We start from the raw sequence: 22,107 nt of genomic DNA, 5'->3' as shown, positions 1-22,107 counted from the left end.
GCCCCACCCAACATCACTAAGCGCATTTCGCCAATCGTAATGGAATTGGACGAGCGACTCGCATCATGAACGAAGAGTTCTGATTGGTGCGATCAGAAGAACTGGTCGAGGAGCCGATAGAACGTGACTCGGTCGGTGTCGACCTGGTCCGCGCCATAGCGGGTGAGGTAACGATCGGCGTGGAGAACGCCGTACTGGGGGTTCAGGGTACTGGTGATACTACGGGAGGCTAGGGCGAGGTCGGCGTAACGGTCGGCGCGCCCAAGGCGGCCGACGTCGATGAGCCCTGTAACCGCGAGAGTGTCAGGGTCGAGCAGTACGTTCGGCAGGCAGAGATCCCCGTGGCAGACGACTAGATCTTCGAAGGTGGGCACAGTGGCGTGAGCATCTTCGAGAAGCTGCTGCGGTGTCCAACCCTCATAGGCGGGGTCCAGCCGTTCGAGATCAACCAGATGCAGCCGGGCTGCGTGCTCAGCGGCAGGCACGGTGACGGCGAGACTCCGGTCGTAAGGACAGTCATCGATCGGTAGGCCGTGCAGGGTGAGGGTGACATCGGCCAGGGCGTCTATCACGTAAGTCCGCTGGTCGGCCGGCCAGTGTTCAGCGGCCGACCGCCCTGGTACGGCCGTTGTGACCAACCAAGCGCAGTCGTCGGAGGGGTCGTATTCGACAACCTCGGGGGCGGGAATTCCGGCCTTGGCAAGCCAGCCCAGCCGGTCGGACTCGGCGGCCAAATGATATCCAGTGTCGAGATGTGCAGTCACGCGGGCTACCTTCACATACAGGTCGCTGGCTCCTCCCAGCCTGTAAACCAGCGCGCCAGAGCAGCCGGTGCTGACCGGACTCCACTCGTGGCGGGAGTACCGTCGCCGAAGTGCCTTAACCTGCTGCTGAGTCATTCCTCGATACTAAAGGTCAGCCCAGGATCCCAGCCCCCGTGCGGAGTCGCCCTAAATCAACCGCTTTTTGGCTCTAGTTCCTGACAGCTACTGTCCGGCAGTGAGCTGGACCTAGCGAACGACGAGGACGGGCCGTGGGCTGTTTAGCCAACTCGAACTCCTCATTTCAGGGATGACGGATCCTTCACCCGAGCCATAGTGTCAGCACCGATTATCTGAGAGTGTGGCGTAATGACCGTTCACGGCAACACGCAGCAGGCGTGGGAATCAGCGTCGCAGAAGCACATCCACGAGTACAACGAGCTGCTCGACGAGGCGAAGTACGCCCGTCTGCTCCCCCTCGAGGAAGCCGTCCTCCGCGACATCGTCGTCGACGCCGACGTGGTGCACCCGATGAGCGGCCACGGCATCGACGACGTCGCGCTGATACACCTTGGCGCCGGCAGCGTCACCGGTGTCGACTACAGCCCCACGGCCGCATCCGCAGCGCAGCGCCGGGCAGACGAACTAGGCGTCGACTGCAGGTATGTGACCGCGACGCTGCCTGCGAGTGGACTCATCGATAATTCGGCCGACCTCGTCTACACCGGCAAGGGTGCGCTGATCTGGGTCGACGATCTGGAGGCATGGCTGACCGAGATGCGCCGCCTGTTGCGCCCAGGAGGCCACCTCTTCATCTACGAAGCGCACCCCCTGACGCCACTGTGGAGTTGGGACCGCGACAAGGTCGAGGTTCGGAGTGACCGTGGGTACTTCGCCCGAAGCCATGTCAATGATTCATTTCCTGCAGGCGGTGCTGTCGAGTACCAGCGAACATTCGCCGAGACGATCATGACGATCACCGGTGCGGGCTTCGAGATCCTGCACCTCGAGGAGCACCCCGAACCGTTCTGGCGGCCCGACGGCATGGACGCAGCCGCTTGGAACGGCCAGGTCCCGAATGCGTTCAGCCTGCTCGCACGGCACAGAGGCTGAGCGAAAGAGACGCTGGTCTTGCAGCGGCAAGGACACGGAACGCTCCCGCAAGTCGACCCGCTAACAGCACAACGGCCCACAGGTTCCTTCAACTCGCTGGTCGGAATGCGAAGGAGCAGTGGTGGCCGTTCCTCGCCGCACTGTCACCGAGAGGCGCACCGTTCCACTTCCTTAGAGCTGGGACACTTCCCGCGGCCGGCACTCCCAGCTCGCAACTGCCATTCTTTAGAACCCGTAGACCGGTCCACGGCGCAGTCCACTGCCGTTCGGGGTGGCGAAACGACCGAGCAAGCGTCAGGTTGCTCGGGCCGACAGCAGTAGGAACATCGGAACACGCCTCCTGCGCGCCAACTCGGCTTCGTCTCCGCCGAATCGGCCGGGTTCCGGTTCGCACTCGCGCATAGCTGTCAGGTTGAATCCTGCACCACTAATTGCACCCACATACTGTTCAGTGGTTCGGTGGAACCAGGTCACTGTGTCGCCCATCCACAAGCGCTCCCGGGCTCCACTCAGGAAGTAGTCATCAACGGTCCAACTTCCCTGCGGTCCTGGCGATGGCTGCACATCCGATGAGGTGATGACGGGGTGAAGGACTGAGAAGCACAGCCTCCCGCCGGGACGCAGTGCGGCATGGCAGGCACGCAGAACGGCGTCCAGGTCCTCAAGATAATGCACGGCCAGCCGCGAAACCGCGAGGTCGATGCTCCTGGCAGGAAGCGACAGCTCCTCCATATTCTGAAGGGCCACTGTCCCCCTAGGGTCCTGGAGTGTTACCTCGGCTCGCGTGACCATCTCCTGGGAACCATCAATACCCAGATAGCTGGTGCATCCCAGTTCAAGGAGCATTGCCCCCAGTGCTGCGTCTCCACAGCCAAGGTCCAGGACATCCAGCCCTGCGACGTCTCCGAGCTCTGCAAGCAGCGCCGGCTCCTCCATGACGAAGTTCGGGCTGGACACTCCGCCGTGGCGATGAGCTCCGTACCGCTCAGCCACGCCGGGACGGTCATAGAACCAGGCCCCACTTTCAGATCTGGGGTAAGTCGCCGAGGATGAGGGGCAATTTTCAGAGCTTGGTTGAGTCACCCTCACAGTCCACCACATGGGCAGACCAACTTCGACGGTACAGCCGCCTGCTCATGCCTAGCAACAGACCCAGGTCCACGGCCTCAAGCCGGGATAGGAGCGCATCGTCGTGGCTGACGAGGATGACCGCACCACGGTAGGACCGGGACGGCTCCCTCTTTGTGATGCTGCGCCACGCAGCATCACAGTTCCTTAGAAACGGGACACCCTTGATGGGACCCTCCCCCTACGGATCGCCTCGGCATGGAAGTGGACGTTGTGCTGCGGCGACATGTGAAAGTTCTGCCACGGAATCCGTTCGATGGTCCTGATACTGCGATGCTAGCCGTGCCGGCCATTGAGAGGCCCTCCCCCACATGGGAATGGCAAAATCTGTTGCCTTCGGGCGGCATCCGGGTTGGCCCCCACAGCTACTTCGCCAGGCGGTACACCCACTAGGCTGCCATACCTTTGCCGCATCCTATGACGACCCTGTGCCGGCTTTTCCGCGACTGGTCACCGAGATACTTGGCTAGCCACATATCTCATGTATAGTAGGTGGCTAGCCACACATTTCGTTTTAGAGGGAGAAGAGACCATGAAAGCTATCCAGTTTGACCAGTTCGGCGGAACCGATGTTCTGCGCGAGGTGGACGTCGAGGTCCCACACCCCGGTCCTGGGCAAGTGCGTGTCCGGGTCAGGGCGGCCGGAGTGAACGCGCTGGACGGGAAGATCCGCTCGGGCGCGCTGCTGGCCGTGTTCCCGACGGCACTGCCCGTAATTCCGGGCTTCGAGGTCTCCGGCACGGTGGACGCAGTGGGCGTCGGCGTGACGGATGTGAGCGTGGGGGACGAGGTCGTTGGGTGGTCGGATACCGGCGCCTACGCCCAGTACGCGCTGGCCACTATCGTCGCCCCCAAGCCGGCCGAACTTGACTGGGAACGCGCGGCATCGCTCCCTGTGGCGGGCGAGGCAGCCGAGCGGGTCTTGAAATTGCTCGGCGTTGAACCCGGGGAGACTTTGCTCGTCCACGGTGCCGCAGGAGCGGTCGGGACCATCGTGGTTCAACTCGCCGCTGCCCGCGGTGTGCATGTCATCGGCACCGCCGGCCCCGGCAACCAGGACTATGTCGCCTCACTCGGTGCCGACGCGACCTTGTACGGGGGTGGGCTGGTCGAGCGGGTGCGGGCTCTTGCTCCCGACGGTGTGGACGCGGTGCTCGACGTCGCAGGGAAGGGGGCGCTCGAGGACTCCATCACCCTGCGCGGTGGCACCGACCGGATTGTCACTCTCGCCGATTTCGGCGCTCACCAGCTCGGGATCACTTTTGCCAACGGTGCCACAGAGCGCTCGGCCAAGCGCCTGGCTGCGCTGGCGCAGGACGCAGCGATCGGAAAGCTCGTCACCACAGTCAACGCCTACCCCCTCACGCAGGCCGCCACGGCCCAGCAAGTCAGCGATACCGGGCACATCCGCGGCAAGCTCGTGCTCACCCTCGCCTGACCACGCCCTGGCTTTCCGCCCCGTGACCATCACCGCACCGAAGGAATACAAACACCCTGACCCGGCGACTTTCTATGGAGGTGGCGCTGTAGGCTACACCGACTACCCGACGCATAGCGGCTGAATGGACAAAACGATGCCGACCCCAAAACTGCACATCCCCACTACCTTCGACCAAGGTCCAGTGAGCTACTCGATCTTCCAACTTGCCCGCGCCCACCGGGGCTACGCCGCCGGCCTGCTCCGACAACTGGATCTGCATCCCGGACAAGAACTGGTGCTCATGCACCTCTTCGACCGGGAGGGCCAGACCCAGTCCGAGCTGCTCGCCAGCGTCGGACTCGACCACTCCACCCTCTCCAAGACCCTGCGCCGCATGCAAGACGCCGGCCTTCTTATCCGCCAGCCTGCCGAACACGACCGGCGCGTGCTCGTCGTCCATCTCACCGAGAAGGGCCGAGCCATGCGTGAGCCGATCACCTCCATGTGGCGGACCTTGGAAGAGACCACGACGCGGAATCTGTCACCACAGCAGGCGGAGTCCATGATGAACGCCGCTGACGCCATCGTTAACGCAATCAACACCCGGACCACAACGGACCGGACGGAAAGTGAGACCTCATGACCACCACCCCATCGACCCTCCCGGTCCTCGTCGTCGGGGCCACCGGCTCCCTCGGGGGCAAGGTCGTCGACGAACTGCTCAAACGCGGCAAGAGCGTTCGCGCTCTGGTCCGTTCAACTACCGACGCTAGCCGCCTGGAGAACAAGGGCGTCGAAATCGCCCGCGGCGACATGCTCGACCTCGACTCGCTCGTCGCCGCCATGCACGGGGCGGATGCCGTCATCACTACCGCCGCCGGATACACCCGCGGCGGCAAGAACGCGCAGGACATCGATACCGTCGGCAACTCCAACCTCGCCGAAGCGGCCCACCGGACCGGTATCCGGCGCTTCGTCCTGACCAGTATCCTGACCAGCGACCAGACACCCAACGTCCCCCACTTCTGGCACAAAAAGGTCGCCGAGGACAAGCTCGAACAGCTTGGAGTCCCGTTCATCGCCCTGCGTCCAGGGGCATTCATCGACCAGGTCGCAAGCATGGGCGGCAACCCGGTCGAAAAAGGCCGAATGATGTGGCCGGGCAAGACATCCGTCCCGCTGACCTTCGTCCACACCTCCGACCTCGCGGCATACCTAGCGGCAGCCGTCGACGCCGATGCCGAAGACGCTGAGCGCATCGACATCGGCTGGGACCGGCCGGTCAGCGTCCTCGAGGTGGCAAACCTTATGGCTGACAGCGCTGGGAAACCGATCAAGGTCCGCGCAGTTCCGTCTGCCGTCACCCGCTCCGTAGGCGCCCTCGCCGGGCGTTTCTGGCCCATAGTGCAGGACATGACGGCGATGTTCGGCTGGTTCGAGACCGGCCGATACGTCGCCGACCCCCGCCGACAGGAGCAGTTGTTCGGGCCCCCTCCCACGGCCGAGGACGCCATCGCCCGCCTCACCAACGAATTGGTCAAACCTAACCACCACATAGGCGTGCCCCAATAATCGACGTCAAAGTCCCAACAGCGCCGGCTGAATTCCTCTTCTGCCCGTCGTTGCGGGCCGTCGCCCTAGTCAGTGGCAGTTGTCGTATCTTGGAAGGAATGTCACTTTGAAAGGAACGAAGCTGCAGGAGCGGGCAGCGGCCCGTACGCAGGAGCTGCCCGGCACGGAGCTGGAACACCCCTTCGGTGAGGACTGGGACGTGTACAAGGTGCGCGGGAAGGTCTTCATGCTGCTCACGGAAGTGACCGGAGAGCCGATCGTGGTGCTAAAGGCGTCCCCCGCAGACAGCAAAGCCTTGCAGCAATCGCACGAACACATCACCCCTGGCTACCACATGAACAAGAAACACTGGATCACACTGTCCGAGGGCAAGGACATAGACCCGCTCCTGGTTGATGATCTCGTGACTGAGTCGTACCTCCTGGTGGTGGAAAACCTTCCGAAGGCGCAGCAGCCAATCGGCCCAAGTCGGTTCGGGCAAGATCGTCCCTGACCCTTACCCAGGTAGAGAGCTGTAACGGGCACACCCCAACATGAGTCGCGCCGGTCCACCGGTGCCACCCCATCTGCAGGCTTGAATCCCTACGTGGGGAACGTCCGTGGGAGACGGTCAATTCAGTTGGTGAGGATACCTACGCCACTACCCCGAGCCAGTAAGCCGGAGCCGCTTTCTCAGATGGACGCGGCCCACTCGGATGAGGATCGTCGCACAGACCTGGGGTGAGTCCGTAGAGCCCATCGGAGGGCGTGGTAGCGGGGATTGTTGGCGATTGCAGTAGAAGCGGAGCATACTCAAGGGACAGCCGCACGAGCTGTTCCGCCGTCCTCCGGTGTCCCCCTCAAAGGGTTGTTGTCAGGGCCCCTTGAGGAACGAGGCCACTCATGGCCGACGAAACACATCTACTGTCCCCAGATCTCGTCATTGACCACTTGCAGGATCTTGTCCTGAAAACCGACGACGTGAAAGAGATGCTGGACGAACTTGCTGAATTCTCCGCCGTCACCTTGGCCGACGCGGCCAATGCCTTCTGCAGCATCACGCTGATTCAGCGAAAGAAACCAGTGACGGTGGCCAGCAGCGCGGAAAGGGCCAGCCTGTTGGATGAAACCCAATACAGTGCCGGCGACGGACCCTGCCTGTCAGCGATCCGCCAACAGGTCGTTGTGCATGTACCCGATTTGACCCACGAGAACCGCTGGCCCGACTACACTGCCGCCGCTCTGGAGGCAGGAGTAGGATCCAGCCTGTCCGTGCCACTGGTCCTTGAGGGGGAAGCGGTAGCCGGCCTCAACCTGTACTCCACCCGACCCCACGGCTTCACCGGTGGGGACATCAGCATGGTCGAAACTTACTCATATCATGCATCAAAAGCACTTCGCCTGGCCGTGCGGATCAGCCAGCTGGCCGAGGCAAGAACCAATCTCATGGCAGCCTTGGAATCCCGGACCACCATCGACCTGGCAACCGGCGCCATCATGGCGCAAAACCGCTGCAGCCAGGAGAGGGCGTTCAAGATCCTGAAAATCGCTTCCAGCACCCGAAACGTCAAACTCCGGGACATCGCCGCATCAGTGGTCGCCTCGCTTTGCCAGGACCCGACCGTCCGGACGCACTTCGACGCGTAAGGACGGGATGGCCTGGCCAACTGTGAGGTCTGAGGTCCTCATAGTGAGCACAAAGCGCAGCCTTTCAGTACTGACGAAAGCCATGACGAATGCCAGGGCCTCGATATCAGTTCTCCTACTCCCCCGCAGAGCAGGGCAGAGGATGCCTCATCACTCGGTTGCGGTTCCTCCACTCGATGTCCTAAACGGCTCCCGATAGTGTCGAATTGGAAAGCCCACCGGTCCCCCATCGGTGGGCTTTCTTGCCGAGGCGCCGCTGCCCCATTTCCTTGGAACACGGGTGTGAGACGCACTGCATACCTTCATCGTCCTAGCGACCGGAAGATCCTCAAATCATCTTGCCCTGCGTCTCAGCGATCCTTTGGGCGAAGTCGTTCAGCGCCGCAGCTACAGCTTCTGGATTGCTCAAGGTGGCGTAATGACCCCCTGGAATTTCCAGCGGTTCGACTCCAAGTCGCTGGTGTACTTGGCGTCTCATGAATGACGCTGGAAAGAACCGGTCGTCACGGCACAGTATTGCTCTGGTGGGGACGGCCGGATGCCGCAGACCAGGCCAGGGCCGTGCCATCCATGCACCTTGCTGGTCGCGCTCCTTGTCACGTGCCAGGCGTGCCAAATCTTCAGGGACTTCATTGAAAAACGCCGCCTGGGGGTCCGGATCTATGGTTTCGCGATGATGACCCGTGTTGGTCCACCAGTCGCCGAATGTTTCGCCCGGTAGTGGGATCATTCCTGCGAGATATACCAGTCCGTCCGATTGGAGCTCGTCGCAAACCAAGGGCGCCGTAAAGCCTCCTAGCGAGTGGCCGACCACGATGGTGTGCTGAACGTCGCCCACCGCTGCAGTTACTGCATGGGCGTAGTCCTCAAGCCCGGCATTCTCGTCTTCGATGGGCAAGTCGATCGCAATGACGTCATGCCCCGATGCCTCAAGCAGCGGTCTGACCAGATGCCAGTCCCATGCGGTGGAACCGCCACCATGAATCAGTATGAAAACCGCCAAAATCCCACCCCAATTCCAAGACATGTACGAACACGTCCACTTTAGCCAACGGCACCCCCGGCCCGGGTCGTCGCGTGAAAGGGCACAGGCCCGAACAACCTACCCGTGCGTGGACTTGCTGCGGCGTTTGGGCCGTGTGGCTCCACCGGCGCCGTCGGGAGAACCGCCCAGGGGACCCTCTCAGTTTTCACTAAGCAGGACACAGAGAACCGTCCCTGAGGGAGGAAGTTGGTTCGTTATCCCGGCTCTGCAATGCCCGCGGACGGCAGGGTTCCCTTACTCGCGTAAAGGTACACCGAGGAATCTATCTAATTGACTTTCAGCCGAAAGAGGCACACAGTGACGTTACGCACCACGTCGTTGGTGATATCCGTTCATGGTGGGGGCTACAGAACGGATTTCTTATTGCTCTCACGCGATGAGCCGATCAGCAGGCTAGAAGCGGGCAACCAGCAAATCGCTGGACCCGCCTTCCGGTCCACAGTGAATGTCGACAGACGCGTCAAGCGCTTCTTCCTGATCCAATACTCATCCTGTCTCTAGCAAATTGGGGTCCCACTCATGGGTTCAATCACCCGCGCCGCACTCGTCCTCGCCTTCTCCGCAGCCCTCGCCGGGAGTACGGCGCTGCCCGCCTCGGCGGATCCGACAACCGCCACCATCCAGGTCACGGGAGGTGCCCTCGCAATCAGCGTTCCTACAGGTGCCAACCTTGGCACCCGGGCGAACACTGTTGGCGGGGGGACTATCAGCGGAGCCTTGGGGCAGGTGCAGGTCAATGATGCGCGCAGCGCCATTGCCGGTTCCGGCTGGGTTGCAAGCGTCATTTCCACCGCTTTCATCCCGTCGCCGCCTGGAACAGCCATTGCTGCCAGCGCTGTAGGCTACACGGCCGGAACTATCGCGAAGGTGGGCACAGCGACCTACATAGCGAATGACCCCGCCAGCCTCGTCGGTGTAGTTCCCGCGGTCACGGCGACCGGGATCACCGGGGACAACTCCGCGACCTGGAACCCGACGATCAGCGTCGCAGTCCCGGGAGGCGCCGCCGCCGCCGTCTACTCGGCAACAATCACCCACTCCCTTCTTTAGGCACCGATTGGGCACGTACTCGCAGGAGGGACGCCCCGCGTTCCTCCCGCACATATGGCAGCGCATCATCATGCGGTTCCTGTTGTGCATTGTCGCCGGCGTCGGTTTGTGCGTAGTTGTCGGGATGCCCGTGGACGCGTCCACGGGCACAGGCCAACTCCCTGCCGCAGGCCTCGGGTTGCGGCTCCTCGACGCCCCATCCGGCGCCGCGAACGATCCGCGGGCACAGCTATACATCGTGGACCACCTCGCCCCTGGAACGGTTATTCAGCGGCGGATCGAGGTTTCGAACGGAGCCGCTTCCTCCACCCCTGTTGTCCTGTATTCTGCCGCCGCCACCGTTGCGGGCGGCTCGTTCCTCGGCGCCCCGGGCGACACGCCTAACGACTTATCCACCTGGACGTCTGTCGATCCGGGCACATCCACGGTCCCGGCCGGCGGAAACGTGACGGCCACTGTAACCATCGCCGTCCCGGCCGACGCAGCTCCAGGGGAGCAGTACGGCGTTGTCTGGGCCGAGGCGCGTGTGGGTCCCGTCAATGGCGGCGGCGTCACTCAAGTCAGCCGCGTCGGTATCCGTCTCTATCTGTCCGTGGGGCCCGGCGGGGCGCCCGCGGCCAACTTCACGGTCGACTCGCTAACGGCCGAGCGCACGGCCGACGGCCGGCCATCTGTGCTTGCCTCCGTCCATAACAACGGCGGCCGGGCACTGGACATGTTCGGAACCCTGGAACTTTCGGGCGGTCCGGGCGGACTCAGCGCGGGCCCGTTCCCCGCCAGCCTTGGCACGACCGTGGCGATCGGTGCCACCGAGTCCGTCACGATTGTCCTAGACAAGCAGGTACCTGCCGGTCCCTGGGAAGCAGAGATCATATTGCATAGCGGACGGCTCGAACGCCGCGCCCAAGCAACCATCACCTTCCCCGACGCCGGGTCATCGCCCCCAGCGGAAACGAAGACCCCCGAATCCGGATGGCTGTACGTTGCCGTCGCGGTGCTGACCGTCCTGCTGCTGGGTACCGCCGCATGGCTCCAATTGCGCTACCGACGCCGGCGCCGCATCACGGCGGAGTACGCCATACGGACCCGTCCAATGGGCGACCAAAACCCTGAACCAGGGCGGACACACTTGGTAGAAGGACAGACCGGCCAACGGTCGTGAACCCGCCAAAGCTCGAACACGCTGTCCTTCTCAGGGAGAAGGGAGCGTCAATTGCCGGGACCTAGAGGTTCTCCACCACGAGGTTCCGGTAGGCGGCCCGGAGCGGTGCCATCTGGCGGAAGCCGAAATAGCCCCGGCCCAGCACATGCTCTGCGGGGTCCGTCCAGTCGAGGACCGGAAGCCCGTTGATGGAGAACTTCACCCGCGGGCCGTCCTTGACCAGTTCCATGCTGTAGAAATCAAGGGCGTCTTCCGTGGGCGGCAGGGGATCAGCGGCCTGGGCCACCAGTTCAAAGCCGGCGCTCTTTCGCAGGTTGCACGTCCGGAAGGCCCGCTCCTCCGCATGCTTGTGCCGGAAATACGAGACGTGGAGGGCATCGATATCTCCCGAGTGGTACTGCGGGTAGTAGCCGGTCCGAGGCGCTAGCCGGGGTGAAAAGATGTCCCGCCCACCGTGTCCCGCTGCTGAAAAGAAAACCATAGCCAGCCCCGGCTCGGCCAGGGGAAGGAACTCCCAGCTGATCCGGATGCAGTCCGGGAACTCCACGGGGCACCAGAAGGTCCAGTGGGCGTGGTCTCCGAGCTGCACGTCGTCCAGCTGTCCCGAGAGTTCCAGCCCGCCGTCATGGCGAGCAAGATTCACGGGACCCTCCGCAACCCAGTCGGCCACGTCTTCCGGTCCAGCAAGCGGGTTGCTGTAGAGCAAATCCGTTCCCGCGCGCGCCCTTCCCACCTAGCGCCGTCCCGGCATCGAGAGTCCCGGCATTGCATCTTCAGCCGTGGCGGGTTCCGCCGGACCGAAGCCCAACAGCGCAAGCTGCCGAGCAACGTGGTCGGCAACCAAGGCGGCCCCGCGCTGGGAAAAGTGCGTGTTGTCAGCCAGTCCGGCCGGCCAGTAGGCATGCTCCCCCGGGCCGAAGTGGCAGAACAGCGACTTGGAGTCCTCAACACCGAGTTTCGTGTACAGGGCACGCGTCCACGCGTTAAGGTCGACGACGGCCAGCTGCAGCTCGAGCGCGATTTCCCGGACCACTTCCGGGTAGTCCTCAAGGGTCTCCTCCAGGACAGCCCGCGCCCCGGTTCCATCCAGGAAGTGCCGGCGCTCCACTGAAGTACAGAGCACCGGGACTGAGCCCCGTGCCCGGACTTCCGCCACCATGGTGCGCAGGTTCGCGGCGTAGCCGGTCCGGGCGGCGAGGTGGACCTTCTTCTGGTCGTTGTGCCCGAACTGGATCAGCACCACGTCCCGCTCCTCCAAAGTCTCCAGGAGCCGGCCCCAGAGCCCTTCTTCGCGGAAGGACTCTGTGCTGGCTCCTCCCTTGGCGAAGTTGTGGACGGCAGCCCAGGTGTACACATGCCTGGGCAGGTGCGCACCCCAGCCGCTCATGGGGTATTCGTAGGTGGGACAGTTGGCCACTGTGGAATCTCCGGCGAGCAGGATTTTCATGCTGTGCTTTCCTTTCTGGGTTGAGGGTGATGGTTGGCTGCCTAGGCGCCCAGGGCCCTCAGCCCTTGACGGAGCCGATCAGCATGCCCTTGGCAAAGTGCTTCTGCAGGAACGGGTAGAAAATCAGGATGGGCAGCGTGGCCACCACAATCACGGCGAACTTGATCCCCTGTTCCGGCGGGATGTAGGCCGGGTCCGCGTTGCCGGTGCCCAGCAGGTCGCTGGCGGCCGTCACCTGGCGCAGGTACATCTGCAGCGTCCATTTGGAGTTGTCGCTCAGGTAGAGCAGCGGTGACATGAAGTCGTTCCAGATGCCCACCGCGTAGAACAGAGCGAACGTTGCCAGCACAGGCTTGGACAGCGGCAGCAGGATCCGCCAGAGGATCCCGATTTCGGTGGCGCCGTCCATCTTGGCGGACTCTTCCAGCTCTGCAGGCAGTTCCTGGAAGAAGTTCTTGATGATGATCAGGCTGAACGGGTTGATGGCCGCCGGCAGGATCAGGGCCCAGTAGTTATTGAGCAGCCCCAAGTCCTTGACCAGCAGGAACGTGGGGATCATGCCGCCGGAGAAGACCATGGCGAACACCACCAGGCTCAGGATCAGCTTGCGACCGCGGAGGTTCCGTTTGGCAAGCGGGTAGGCCATGGTGACGGTGAAGATTAGCTGAACCAGGGTTCCCACCGCAGTGACCAGCACCGTGGTGACCAGCGCCCGGATGAAGGCGGGCGTTGAGAAGATGTACTCGTAGGAGCCCAGGCTGAACTGCTCCGGCCAGACGAAGAACGCGCGCCGGGTGATTTCTGCCTCGGTGGCGAACGATCCCGCAAAGACATAGACGAACGGGAGCAGCGTGATGATGCCGATCAGGGCCAGGAACACGTAGTTGGCGGCATCAAAGATTCGGCCGCCCCGGGTGTTGTGGATTTTCATGGCTTAGAACAGTCCGCTCTGATTGAATCGCTTGGCCAGCCAGTTCGTGCCGAAGATCAGCACGATGCCCACCACGGACTTGAACAGTCCGACGGCGGTGCTGTAGCTGTAGGCGCCCTGGGTGATGCCCACGAAGTACACATAGGTGTCAAAGACGTCCGCCACGCTGCGGTTAAGGGCGTTGGTCATGAGGTAGATCTGCTCGAACCCGGTGTTCAGCATCTGGCCGATCGCCAGGATCAGCATCACGATGATGGTGCTGCGGATGCCGGGCAGCGTGATGTGCCAGACCCTGCGGAAACGGCCGGCGCCGTCGATGATGGCGGCCTCGTACTGGTCCTGGTCCACGGTGGAGAGGGCCGCCAGGAAGATGATGGTGCCCCAGCCCGTGTTCTTCCAGATCTCCTGAAGAACAATGAGCGGCCGGAACCAGTTGGGATCGGACAGGATATCGATGTCGGTTCCCAGCACGCCGTTGATGAACTGGAAGAGCGGCCCGATGTCCAGGGCGAACAGCAGGAAGCTCAGCGACGCCACAATGGTCCAGGACAGGAAGTGGGGGATGTAAACCAGGGTCTGCACAGTGCGCTTGAGGATGCTCAGCCGGACCTCGTTCAGCAGCAGCGCCAGGATGATGGTCAGCGGGAAGGCCACCAGAAGGTTGAGCGCGGCCAGGATGAGGGTGTTGCCCAGCAGCCGCGGGAAGTCGGGGTTGCTGAAGAAGTCCTGGAAATGCTGGAAGCCCACCCATGGGCTCCCGTTGACGCCCAGGAAGGGAACGTACTCCTTGAAGGCAATACTGACCCCATACATGGGGGCGTAACGGAAAACGGCGAAATAGATCACCCCGGGAAGGAGCAGGACGTAGAGCCACTTGTAATGCGCAATATGGACGGAGAGCTTGCCGCGCTTGGTCTTGGGGGCCTTGGCGGGCTTCTTTGCCTTGCCCGACGCCGCGCCGTCGCCGGTTGCGATGTCCGAGGCCAGTGCGTCTGTCAGCTGCGACATTCAGGCCTCCTTTCTGGGTGGTGATGGTCCGCCGCCGGCCGGCCCCGCGCAAAATGCAGGACCGTCCGACGGCGCCGGGGCGGCTGTTACTTGCTGTCCTGCCAGAGCTTGTTGATCTCTTCCTTGACCTTGTTGCCGCCGCTGGTGTCCCACAGCTTGATGGCGTCCTTCAGGCCCTGCTCATCGATCTGGCCTGCCAGGTACTTGATCCGGGCATCTGCCACGATGTTGTCCAGCTGCGCGCCCTTGGCAACGTACGTGGGTGAAACGAAGGCTGCAGCCGGGTTGTAGACGGCGCTCTTGAGGTCCTCCGCCATGACCTCGACGCGCTTGTCGTAGACCTTCTGTTCGTAGTCCGAGGCCTGCTTGACGGGATAGAAGTTGTTGCCCGTGATGTTGGTGCCAAGCTGTGCGTAGCTCTTGATATCCGTTGCCACAGCCTTTCCTTCGGGCGTCTCAGGCTTGATGGCGGCGGCCTTGCCGTCCTCGACGGTGAAGTTCACCCCTTCGATGCCGTTGTTGAAGAGCGTGGCCACGTCCTTCCCGTTCATCGTGTTCAGGAATTCCAGGACGTTCTTCAGGTCCGCTTCGGTCCGGACGCTGGTCTTCGGGATGGCCAGGAAGCCTGAGTAGCCATCCGTGGGGTGGGCATGGAGCTTACCGTCGGGGCCCTTGAGGTTGCCCACAAAGCCCACCTTGTTCTGGAAATCGTTGGGGTTCGCCTGCTTGAAAAGGTTGATGAGCACGCTGACGCGGGAGTCGACGTCGACGATGATCCCACCCTTGCCGTTGAAGAACGGCTCGTTCCACTTGGTGCCGTCGAAGGTGGCGAAGTCCGGGTTGATGAGCTTCTCGTCAATCATCTTCTTGACGAACCGGTTGGCTTCCAGGAACTCATCGGTCTCGAAGCTGGGGACCAGCTTGCCTTCCTTTTCGGTCCAGCGGTTACCCGTGCCGTACCACTCTTCAATGATGTCGTAGGGGCTGTTGGAACCCAGGGCGCCCCACTTGGGGATGGTGATGCCCCAGGTGTCGTCCTGGCCGTTTCCATCAGGATCCTGTTCGGTGAAGGCCTTGGCCACGTTGTACAGATCTTCAGTGGTTTCCGGTGCCTTCAGGCCCAACTTGTCCAGCCAGTCCTGGCGGAACATCACTGCTGCGCGCATGGGTCCGCGGGCACGGAAGACACCGTAGACCTTGCCGTTGACGCTGGCGTTGTTCTGTACTTCCGGGAAGGTGGTCTTGAGGTTCGGATAGTCCTTCAGCTTGTCAGTGAGGTCCCAGAAGGCACCGGCCTCGGCATTCTTGACGAAGCCGGGCGATTTGCCCTGAACCACCATGACATGGGGAATATCGGAAGACGCCAGGGTGATGTTCATTTTGTCTTCGTAGGAGGCGTTCGGTGCCCAGGTGATGTTGACGTCCTTGCCGGTGAATTCCTCAAACTTCTTCTGCACTGCCCCATCATTTGACGGCGGCTGTGCCTCAAGGAAGGGCGCCATGATGCTGACGCTGGTCAGATCGGTGGCCGGTGCCTCACCCGCGCCACACGCGGTCAGGGTCAGGGCCGTGGCGGTCACGACGGCGGCGGCCAGGCTGGGTTTTCTGCGGATCATCTTGTTCCTTTTCCACTTCTTCGGGGTTGGTTGGTTTGCTGCTTGCGGCCGGATTGAGCCGATGATTGGGTCAGACGGTTGAGTCATTTGGAACCGGTTGGTGGCCGGGGATAGTCCACCCAGGCCCCGCCGGTCCGAAGAGCATTTGATACGTTTCACTCACCCGCGGCAAAGATCGCAGCTCCGCAGAAGAACCGGCCCTCAATGGGATCGGCAGGCCCGACGAACCGGCCGTCACTGCGGTCGGCCGCGCTGACGAACCGGCCCTCAATGGGATCGGCCAGCCCGACGAACCGGCCGTCAACGGGGTCACCCACCGGTCACCCAACGGGTGCCCCACGGCCGACAGTGCGGGCGGGGCGCGCAGGCGTCCGGCCGGCGCCGTGCCGGGAGGTCTCCGGGAGCGCTTGTTCCTGGGCTGTGCCCTCCTGAAGTGCCGCAAGGGCTTCCAAGGATTCGTCGTTCGCGGTGAAGAAGCGGTCGCACAGCCAGCCGGTAACAAACAGCCAGACTCCGATACTGAAGAACGGGATGAGACCAGGCAAGGCACGGCTGGCATAGACAGCGGCGGCAGAGATGAACAACAGAATCACAGTTCCCGCTAGATGCCGCACCGCGAAACGCGAGCACATCATCAGGTACTGCCCCACCGGCAGTTCATAGCGGGCATACATCGGAAACAGGTAGCAGACCACGCCTGCCAGGAAGATCGCTCCCACGAAGCTTCCGGCGGCGATGAGCTGGGAGACCAGATCCCCGGCACCGGCGAAGTAGTTCCAGTTCATGGCCAGGGCGAGCGCCACGATCATGACGGGCAGCGCCAATGCATTGGCGCGGAGAAAGTTTTTGAAGTACTCCGTGGCGAATGTACGCAGCAGCGGAGCGGCTCCCCCTTGCGCCCTCCGGCGGACCAGGATCTGGGCTGCAGCCGTGGCCGGTCCTGCACCAAGGACCCCCAGGCCCAGCAGCGTGAACACGACCCACAGCAGGTTCAGGCACGCGATCCACAAGAGGGTGTCAAAGAATGAGTAGGCGCGCGCACTGAATGTTCCGGCCAGCATGGCTCAGCTCCCTTCAGTTTTCCATCGTTTCGGGAACGGGGCCACGAGTGGTCCACGTCACGTGAGTAATCGGTTTCTCGAAAATCTAGACCCCAGAAGCCAGCAGGTCAAGCCGTGTTTTGAATCGTTACATGGCTGGACGCATAGCCGCCCCATGCCGCACACTGGATCTTGGAAAGCGCTTGCTGGATTCCGGCAGGCCGCCGTTCCATAGGGGACTTCGGACTCCGCTCTCGTCTGCCGCACACGGGGAGGCGAATTTGTCACACGGTCCTCACCGGTCACCTCATAAAGCCGTTGCAAGGACCCAGTTTTTTGTGCCTCGCGGGGCAGAGATGGAGACCCATGGGAACGCCCTTCGGCAACGCCGCCGAGTCACAGTCCCCCGAAAGAACTCCTGCCCGGCCGGCTGACACCGCGGCCCCAGACACAAGCGCATCCTCCGAACACAGGAACCCGGCCCCCGGACAGCGTATTCGTCCGGCAGCGAGGGTGGCGCTGGTAGGCGTCCATGGCTTCGGTATGCACCACCTGGGTATCCTCGAACGCCTCCAGGAGGCCGGCGTCGTCGAACTGGTCGCTGTAGCCGATCCGCAGCCCCCGGCACCGGGATCCGTGCCGGCGACAGCGGCAGTCTTCTCCGGGCTCACCGAACTCCTGGTAGCAACCGAGTGCCTCGACGTAATCATCGTGGCCACCCCAATCCAGACGCATGCCCCGCTGGGGCTATCCGCCCTGGCTTCGGGGGCGGACCTCTACCTGGAGAAGCCGCCAGTCGCCTCGCTGGCAGACTTCAACAGGCTCTGCGAGGCTGCCGAAGCCATTGGACGGCGCGTGCAGATCGGGTTCCAGAGCCTGGGTTCCCACGCCCTGAAGGCGATCGATGAACTGCTGGCCGGGGGCACGATCGGAACCCTCCAAGGCATCTCGGCAACGGGCCGCTGGGTGAGGGACCGGGCGTACTACAAGCGCTCCCGGTGGGCCGGGAAGCGGAGCATCGACGGCGTTGACATTGTTGACGGCGTAGCCACCAACCCACTGGCCCATGCTGTGGCAACAGCACTGCGCATCGCCGGGGCGCGGACCGTGGCCGACGTCGCCTCGGTGGAAACGGACCTGTACCGCGCCAATGAGATCGAGTCGGACGACACCTCGGTGATCCGCATCCGTACCGCAGCCGGGACTCCCGTCACGTGCGCGCTGACCCTGTGCGCCACCGAATCCGTAGAGCCCTATGTCACTCTCCAGGGTTCCCTGGGCACTGCAGTTTTCCACTACACCGAGGACCGGCTGAGCATCAGTACCGCAGCGGGCCGGACCGAAGAGGTGTTTGGCCGGAATGACCTCGCCGAGAACCTGCTGGCACACCGGAATGATGGGGCCGAGCTGATCAGCCCGCTCCCGGACAGCGGCGCGTTCATGCTGGTCCTTGAGGCCATCCGCACCGCCCCGCTTCCGTCCCCTATCGGCGGGGCCCATATCCGCTGGGAAGGTGAGGGCGACTCGGCGCACGCTGTTGTGGTCGGAATCGAAGAGGCTTTGGAGCGCGCGACTCACGAACACGCCACGTTCAGTGAGCTCGGTCTCCGCTGGGCCGGTTCCATGAGACAGGTCTCCATCGGGCCGGGCTCCGCACAGCGAGAGTCCGCCGGTCCCGGTTCCGCCCAGCGCCTGACGGCATCCTGATGAGAATCCTGCCGGTACAGGAGGCCAGCCCGACGCAGGTTCTGCACGGGCAACTGGGAGCGGCAAATCTGCTGACAGACGGACTCGCCCCATGCCTCACGGCATCCGCGCGCCCGGTGTTCGGCTGGCAGTTGGTCCAGGCCGACGGCTCAGACCCCGCCCGCGCCCGCCAGACCGGTTATGAACTGGCCGTGGCCGGACCCGACGGCGCCGAGGTTTGGTGCTCCGGGCCTGTTGGATCGGCCCGGCAGTCCGGCGTTCCCTTCGGCGGGCCTGACCTCGTGGAGGACAGGGACTACAGCTGGCGCGTCCGGATATGCGATGCGGCGGGGGCCTTGGGCCCGTGGTCGGAGGCCCAGACGTTCAGCACGGGTCTGTCTGACGCGGGCTGGGACGCCGCCTGGATCCACCGCACGCCCGGCGGCCGGGCCCCGCTGGAGATCCTGGACGGCGCACTCCGGGTTGCCGGTTCGCCTTTCCTGCCCATCCCCTGTCCTCCCGTTCGCCACTATGCGCTGGAGGCACACCTCCGCCCGTCGATGGGGTATGCGGGGCTGATCCTGCGCAGCACCGGCCCCGGAGCGGGTCTGCTGCTGGAGCTCAACAGCGCTGGCAATGTGGTCCTCCGCCGCGCTGCCCGGTGGGAGATTCCCATCACGGCGGTGCCGTCAACCGAGATCCTTGCGAGCGCCCAGCTGGACCGGCAGCCCCCGGCCAAACAGGAAAGGCTGCCCGGCAAAGACCTGGTCCCCGGAACCTGGCGGGACCTCAAAGTCACCGATGACGGCCGGACCATCACGGTCACGCTCGACGGCGTGGAGCTGCTGACAGTGGACGAGCAGGCGCCCGCTGGGTCAGTGGGAAAGCTCGCCCTCCACCAGGGCCCGCGCTGCCAGGCCGAGTATGCCTCCCTCAAGGTCCGTGAAACCCAGGCTTCAGGCGCAGACGCAGGCTCAGACACGGTACTGATTGACCACCGGTTCGACGCCGGCACCGAAGAGGCCCGCGCGTTCCTGGGCCACTGGGCCCACACCACCGCGCACCGCCAGCCCGACGAATGGACCCTTTTCCGCAGCACCCTTACCCTCAACGGCACCGTGGCGCGGGCACGGCTCTTTATGGCGGCCAGCCACCACGCGCAGCTGGCCCTGGACGGCGCGGAATGCCTCAGCACCACCTCCTTCGGCTACCCAGGTGAGGGATATTACGACGCCGCTGACGTCACCGCGCTGCTGGCCGGCCCCCTCGCCACGCGTTTAACAGAGCCGCACGTGGCACAGCCCCCGGAGGTGTCAACAGTTGCGCTGACGGCGCTCCTGCACTGGTACGGCCCGGGCCAGGGCAGGGCGGCCGGCACGCCTGGCCTGCTGGTCCGCCTCAGTGTGGACTACACGGATGGCCGGCGCGAGGTCTTTGGATCCGGGCCGGACTGGACCGCCGCCGAGGCTCCGTACCGGCAATCGGGCTACCGCAATGACGAAGGCGACCCCGTGGAGCACCTGGACGGCCAGGCCGCGGTGACCATGGCCGCCGCCCGGGACATGCCGCCGGCCTTGAGCTACGGCCGGCACCCTGTCCAGGAATTCCCTGCCCTACATCCCCGCCGCACCCTATTGTCTGAAGAATTTGTTGCCCCACAGACCTTCCTGGCGGCGTCCGACGGCACGCTGGTGGCAGACTTTGGCCAGGTCATCCCGGCACGTCCGGAGGCGGACTTCCGGGACGGCATCCCTGGCCGCACCCTGATGATCCGGGCTGGCTACGTCCTGGATGCGTCCGGCCGGGTGGATGCCGGCAAGACAGCCAGCCAGAACACGGACATGTCCTTTCCCTACACGCAGGCGGGCGGCCCGCAGCTGTTCCGCGCCACTGTCCATCTGGGGTTCCGCTATCTGGAGCTGCCCGGAGTTGATGCGCAGGACCTGTCGCGGGTGGGGGCCGTTGTGGTCCGCGGCAGGCATCCAGACGAAGGAAACTTCAGCAGCTCGGACCCGACGCTGGATGCCGTCTTCCGGCTGTTGCGGAACTCTGCCCTGTACGGCGTCCAGGAGCAGTTCGTGGATACGCCCACGCGCGAAAAGGGCCAGTTCCTGGCCGATGCCGTGAACATCTCCTACGCCACCATGGCCCTGTTCGGCGAGCATGCCTTCACTGCGCAGGCCCTGCGTGAGTTCGGCTGGTCCGCCGGACGCTACTGGAACAGCGGAGATGACCTGGGCCGCTACAACGCTGTCTATCCCAACGGTGACGGCAAACGGGATATCCCCGATTTTTCGCTCATGGTGCCGGAGTGGGCGGAGGAGTACTATCTGCGGACCGGGGACTCAGGGCTGGTCGAGGAACTGCTCCCGCACCTCCGGGCCACCGCTGACTATGCGCTGCGGTACCTCGCCCTGGAAGGCCCGACGGCGGGACTGGTCACCCAACTGGGCGGCGGCTCCGGCCCGTACCTCCATGGCATCGTGGACTGGCCAGCACCGGGGAGGTTCGGATACGACATGGGCTGTGCCGCCAAGACCACGGTCAATGCCCAGGCATATTCGGCCCTTGTATCAACGGCCCGGCTCTGCAGCATCGCCGGCCGGGAGGATGCGGCTGTGAGGTATGTGACCCATGCCGGGACACTGGCGGACGCCATCCGCTCCCGCCTCCGCGTGGATGGCGTGATGGTGGACGGCCTGCACGCCGACGGAACGCCGAGCACCCACGGGTCCCAGCACGCCACGTCCTTTCCGCTGTCCCTGGGAATCACCGACCCCCGGCACGCAGCGGCTGACGCGCAGCGGATCGCAGGCCTGGGAATGCAGCAGGGTCCCATGACCGTGCACCGGCTGGTGCGCGCCCTCCTCTCCCAGGGCCTGACGGACGCAGTCCTGGATTTGCTCACGTCAGCGGATCAGCCCGGCTGGGCGCGGCTGCTGGAATCCGGCGCGAGCTTCACCTGGGAATCCTGGGAGCTGGTGGAGGGGACGGACCACAGCCAGTCGCACGCCTGGTCCGCCTCCGTGGTGAAGGAAATCCTCGAGTCCCTGCTGGGAATCCGGATCACTGCCCCGGGAGGCAGCGAAGTGCTGATCGAACCGCCGGTCTGTCGGCTGGAGCACGCCCAAGGAAGCGTTCCGCTGCCCAACGGCCACGTCACGGTGGCCTGGCGCCGCACGGAAGCGGGGATGGAACTGGAATGCACGGTTCCCGCGGGTGTCGCGGCAACAGTCCGCCTGCCGGCCTCACGCTACGGCGTCCAGGGCCCGACGGCGTCGAGCGGCTTCCTGGGATCCGGCACGGAACGGGCCACCACAAGCAGCGCTGGTACAGATGGCTTCACTACAGGCAGCACCGCAGCTGTGGACTTCCGGATCCACGCGGGAAGCTGGGCTTTCGTCCCGTCTGCCGACACCTGACAGCGGTTCTATAACGCAGAGTGACAAAAGCGAACGACGCCGGATGCGGACCTCAAGCGGTTCGCATCCGGCGTCGTTCG

General features: G+C 63.7%; 20 protein-coding genes. 10 read left to right on the top strand and 10 right to left on the bottom strand.

The genetic code is table 11. The features are described from left to right. Positions 1-92 precede the first annotated feature (92 nt). On the bottom strand, positions 93-899 hold the full coding sequence (locus tag QFZ30_RS02680) for an APH(3') family aminoglycoside O-phosphotransferase (protein WP_307073228.1): 807 nt from the start codon (positions 897-899) through the stop codon (positions 93-95). 231 nt (positions 900-1,130) lie between these two features. Here QFZ30_RS02680 and QFZ30_RS02675 point away from each other — a divergent pair, with 231 nt between their 5' ends. Then, entirely contained in the window at positions 1,131-1,874 is a 744-nt protein-coding gene (locus tag QFZ30_RS02675) for a class I SAM-dependent methyltransferase (RefSeq protein ID WP_307073226.1), read from the top strand. A gap of 294 nt (positions 1,875-2,168) precedes the next feature. On the opposite strand, the gene QFZ30_RS02670 is transcribed toward QFZ30_RS02675, so the two are convergent. After that, positions 2,169-2,867: a class I SAM-dependent methyltransferase gene (locus QFZ30_RS02670; protein WP_307073224.1), complete on the bottom strand. Its 699-nt coding sequence runs from the start codon at positions 2,865-2,867 to the stop codon at positions 2,169-2,171. A 667-nt stretch (positions 2,868-3,534) separates the two neighbouring features. On the opposite strand from QFZ30_RS02670, the gene QFZ30_RS02665 reads away from it, so the two are divergent. The 5 genes from QFZ30_RS02665 to QFZ30_RS02645 all read left to right on the top strand — a co-directional run bounded on the left by QFZ30_RS02665 (position 3,535) and on the right by QFZ30_RS02645 (position 7,620). Next, complete coding sequence (locus QFZ30_RS02665; protein WP_307073222.1) at positions 3,535-4,440, top strand: NADP-dependent oxidoreductase; 906 nt, start codon at positions 3,535-3,537, stop codon at positions 4,438-4,440. Between the two features lie 136 nt (positions 4,441-4,576). After that, the gene (locus tag QFZ30_RS02660; RefSeq protein WP_307073220.1) at positions 4,577-5,065 is read left to right on the top strand and encodes a MarR family winged helix-turn-helix transcriptional regulator; all 489 of its coding nucleotides are present in this window, start codon (positions 4,577-4,579) and stop codon (positions 5,063-5,065) included. Beyond that, on the top strand, positions 5,062-5,994 hold the full coding sequence (locus QFZ30_RS02655) for an SDR family oxidoreductase (protein WP_307073218.1): 933 nt from the start codon (positions 5,062-5,064) through the stop codon (positions 5,992-5,994). Before QFZ30_RS02660 ends, QFZ30_RS02655 begins: the two co-directional genes overlap by 4 nt. A gap of 106 nt (positions 5,995-6,100) precedes the next feature. Further along, a complete protein-coding gene (locus QFZ30_RS02650) occupies positions 6,101-6,487 on the top strand; it encodes an MmcQ/YjbR family DNA-binding protein (protein WP_307073216.1) in 387 nt (128 codons plus the stop codon). Positions 6,488-6,876: 389 nt separating this feature from the next. Beyond that, positions 6,877-7,620 (top strand): GAF and ANTAR domain-containing protein, encoded by a 744-nt coding sequence (locus QFZ30_RS02645; RefSeq protein ID WP_307073214.1) that lies wholly within the window; start codon positions 6,877-6,879, stop codon positions 7,618-7,620. Between the two features lie 328 nt (positions 7,621-7,948). Here the strand turns inward: QFZ30_RS02645 and QFZ30_RS02640 are convergent, their stop codons facing one another. Continuing rightward, entirely contained in the window at positions 7,949-8,647 is a 699-nt protein-coding gene (locus tag QFZ30_RS02640; protein ID WP_307073211.1) for an alpha/beta fold hydrolase, read from the bottom strand. Between the two features lie 537 nt (positions 8,648-9,184). On the opposite strand from QFZ30_RS02640, the gene QFZ30_RS02635 reads away from it, so the two are divergent. Together QFZ30_RS02635 and QFZ30_RS02630 are read left to right on the top strand one after the other, a co-directional pair. Then, entirely contained in the window at positions 9,185-9,715 is a 531-nt protein-coding gene (locus QFZ30_RS02635; RefSeq protein ID WP_307073209.1) for a hypothetical protein, read from the top strand. 7 nt (positions 9,716-9,722) lie between these two features. Further along, positions 9,723-10,877 carry a hypothetical protein gene (locus QFZ30_RS02630; RefSeq protein WP_307073207.1) on the top strand — a complete coding sequence of 385 codons (1,155 nt, stop codon included), beginning with the start codon at positions 9,723-9,725 and terminating at the stop codon, positions 10,875-10,877. A gap of 61 nt (positions 10,878-10,938) precedes the next feature. On the opposite strand, the gene QFZ30_RS02625 is transcribed toward QFZ30_RS02630, so the two are convergent. From QFZ30_RS02625 to QFZ30_RS02595, 7 genes are all read right to left on the bottom strand, one after another. Then, positions 10,939-11,610, bottom strand: a complete 672-nt coding sequence (locus QFZ30_RS02625) for a DUF1961 family protein (protein ID WP_307073204.1) — start codon at positions 11,608-11,610, stop codon at positions 10,939-10,941. After that, positions 11,611-12,324: a rhamnogalacturonan acetylesterase gene (locus tag QFZ30_RS02620; RefSeq protein WP_307073202.1), complete on the bottom strand. Its 714-nt coding sequence runs from the start codon at positions 12,322-12,324 to the stop codon at positions 11,611-11,613. 58 nt (positions 12,325-12,382) lie between these two features. Further along, on the bottom strand, positions 12,383-13,255 hold the full coding sequence (locus tag QFZ30_RS02615; RefSeq protein ID WP_307073200.1) for a carbohydrate ABC transporter permease: 873 nt from the start codon (positions 13,253-13,255) through the stop codon (positions 12,383-12,385). Positions 13,256-13,258: 3 nt separating this feature from the next. Further along, positions 13,259-14,263 (bottom strand): ABC transporter permease, encoded by a 1,005-nt coding sequence (locus tag QFZ30_RS02610; RefSeq protein ID WP_307073199.1) that lies wholly within the window; start codon positions 14,261-14,263, stop codon positions 13,259-13,261. Positions 14,264-14,349: 86 nt separating this feature from the next. Further along, positions 14,350-15,879, bottom strand: coding sequence for an extracellular solute-binding protein (locus QFZ30_RS02605; RefSeq protein ID WP_307073197.1), 1,530 nt, complete (start codon positions 15,877-15,879; stop codon positions 14,350-14,352). A gap of 155 nt (positions 15,880-16,034) precedes the next feature. Next, complete coding sequence (locus tag QFZ30_RS02600) at positions 16,035-16,196, bottom strand: hypothetical protein (RefSeq protein WP_307073195.1); 162 nt, start codon at positions 16,194-16,196, stop codon at positions 16,035-16,037. Between the two features lie 3 nt (positions 16,197-16,199). Further along, positions 16,200-16,940, bottom strand: coding sequence for a YesL family protein (locus QFZ30_RS02595; protein ID WP_307073193.1), 741 nt, complete (start codon positions 16,938-16,940; stop codon positions 16,200-16,202). Positions 16,941-17,285: 345 nt separating this feature from the next. Between QFZ30_RS02595 and QFZ30_RS02590 the strand changes: the two genes are divergently transcribed. Beyond that, a complete protein-coding gene (locus QFZ30_RS02590) occupies positions 17,286-18,626 on the top strand; it encodes a Gfo/Idh/MocA family protein (protein ID WP_307073191.1) in 1,341 nt (446 codons plus the stop codon). Next, positions 18,626-22,027, top strand: coding sequence for a family 78 glycoside hydrolase catalytic domain (locus QFZ30_RS02585; RefSeq protein ID WP_307073189.1), 3,402 nt, complete (start codon positions 18,626-18,628; stop codon positions 22,025-22,027). Before QFZ30_RS02590 ends, QFZ30_RS02585 begins: the two co-directional genes overlap by 1 nt. Positions 22,028-22,107 lie beyond the last annotated feature (80 nt).

Source organism: Arthrobacter pascens (assembly GCF_030815585.1).
Classification (GTDB): domain Bacteria; phylum Actinomycetota; class Actinomycetes; order Actinomycetales; family Micrococcaceae; genus Arthrobacter; species Arthrobacter pascens_A.
Note: the sequence above shows the minus strand (reverse complement) of the source record. Positions and strands in the feature narration are given on the sequence as shown.

What these genes read in the sequence shown, in the direction of transcription:
- QFZ30_RS02615 (WP_307073200.1), bottom strand. Translation starts at nt 13,255, where the DNA reads ATGAAAATCCACAACACCCGGGGCGGCCGAATCTTTGATGCCGCCAAC.
- QFZ30_RS02645 (WP_307073214.1), top strand. Translation starts at nt 6,877, where the DNA reads ATGGCCGACGAAACACATCTACTGTCCCCAGATCTCGTCATTGACCAC.
- QFZ30_RS02675 (WP_307073226.1), top strand. Translation starts at nt 1,131, where the DNA reads ATGACCGTTCACGGCAACACGCAGCAGGCGTGGGAATCAGCGTCGCAG.
- QFZ30_RS02665 (WP_307073222.1), top strand. Translation starts at nt 3,535, where the DNA reads ATGAAAGCTATCCAGTTTGACCAGTTCGGCGGAACCGATGTTCTGCGC.
- QFZ30_RS02635 (WP_307073209.1), top strand. Translation starts at nt 9,185, where the DNA reads ATGGGTTCAATCACCCGCGCCGCACTCGTCCTCGCCTTCTCCGCAGCC.
- QFZ30_RS02605 (WP_307073197.1), bottom strand. Translation starts at nt 15,879, where the DNA reads ATGATCCGCAGAAAACCCAGCCTGGCCGCCGCCGTCGTGACCGCCACG.
- QFZ30_RS02595 (WP_307073193.1), bottom strand. Translation starts at nt 16,940, where the DNA reads ATGCTGGCCGGAACATTCAGTGCGCGCGCCTACTCATTCTTTGACACC.
- QFZ30_RS02585 (WP_307073189.1), top strand. Translation starts at nt 18,626, where the DNA reads ATGAGAATCCTGCCGGTACAGGAGGCCAGCCCGACGCAGGTTCTGCAC.
- QFZ30_RS02640 (WP_307073211.1), bottom strand. Translation starts at nt 8,647, where the DNA reads ATGTCTTGGAATTGGGGTGGGATTTTGGCGGTTTTCATACTGATTCAT.
- QFZ30_RS02610 (WP_307073199.1), bottom strand. Translation starts at nt 14,263, where the DNA reads ATGTCGCAGCTGACAGACGCACTGGCCTCGGACATCGCAACCGGCGAC.
- QFZ30_RS02655 (WP_307073218.1), top strand. Translation starts at nt 5,062, where the DNA reads ATGACCACCACCCCATCGACCCTCCCGGTCCTCGTCGTCGGGGCCACC.
- QFZ30_RS02680 (WP_307073228.1), bottom strand. Translation starts at nt 899, where the DNA reads ATGACTCAGCAGCAGGTTAAGGCACTTCGGCGACGGTACTCCCGCCAC.
- QFZ30_RS02590 (WP_307073191.1), top strand. Translation starts at nt 17,286, where the DNA reads ATGGGAACGCCCTTCGGCAACGCCGCCGAGTCACAGTCCCCCGAAAGA.
- QFZ30_RS02660 (WP_307073220.1), top strand. Translation starts at nt 4,577, where the DNA reads ATGCCGACCCCAAAACTGCACATCCCCACTACCTTCGACCAAGGTCCA.
- QFZ30_RS02620 (WP_307073202.1), bottom strand. Translation starts at nt 12,324, where the DNA reads ATGAAAATCCTGCTCGCCGGAGATTCCACAGTGGCCAACTGTCCCACC.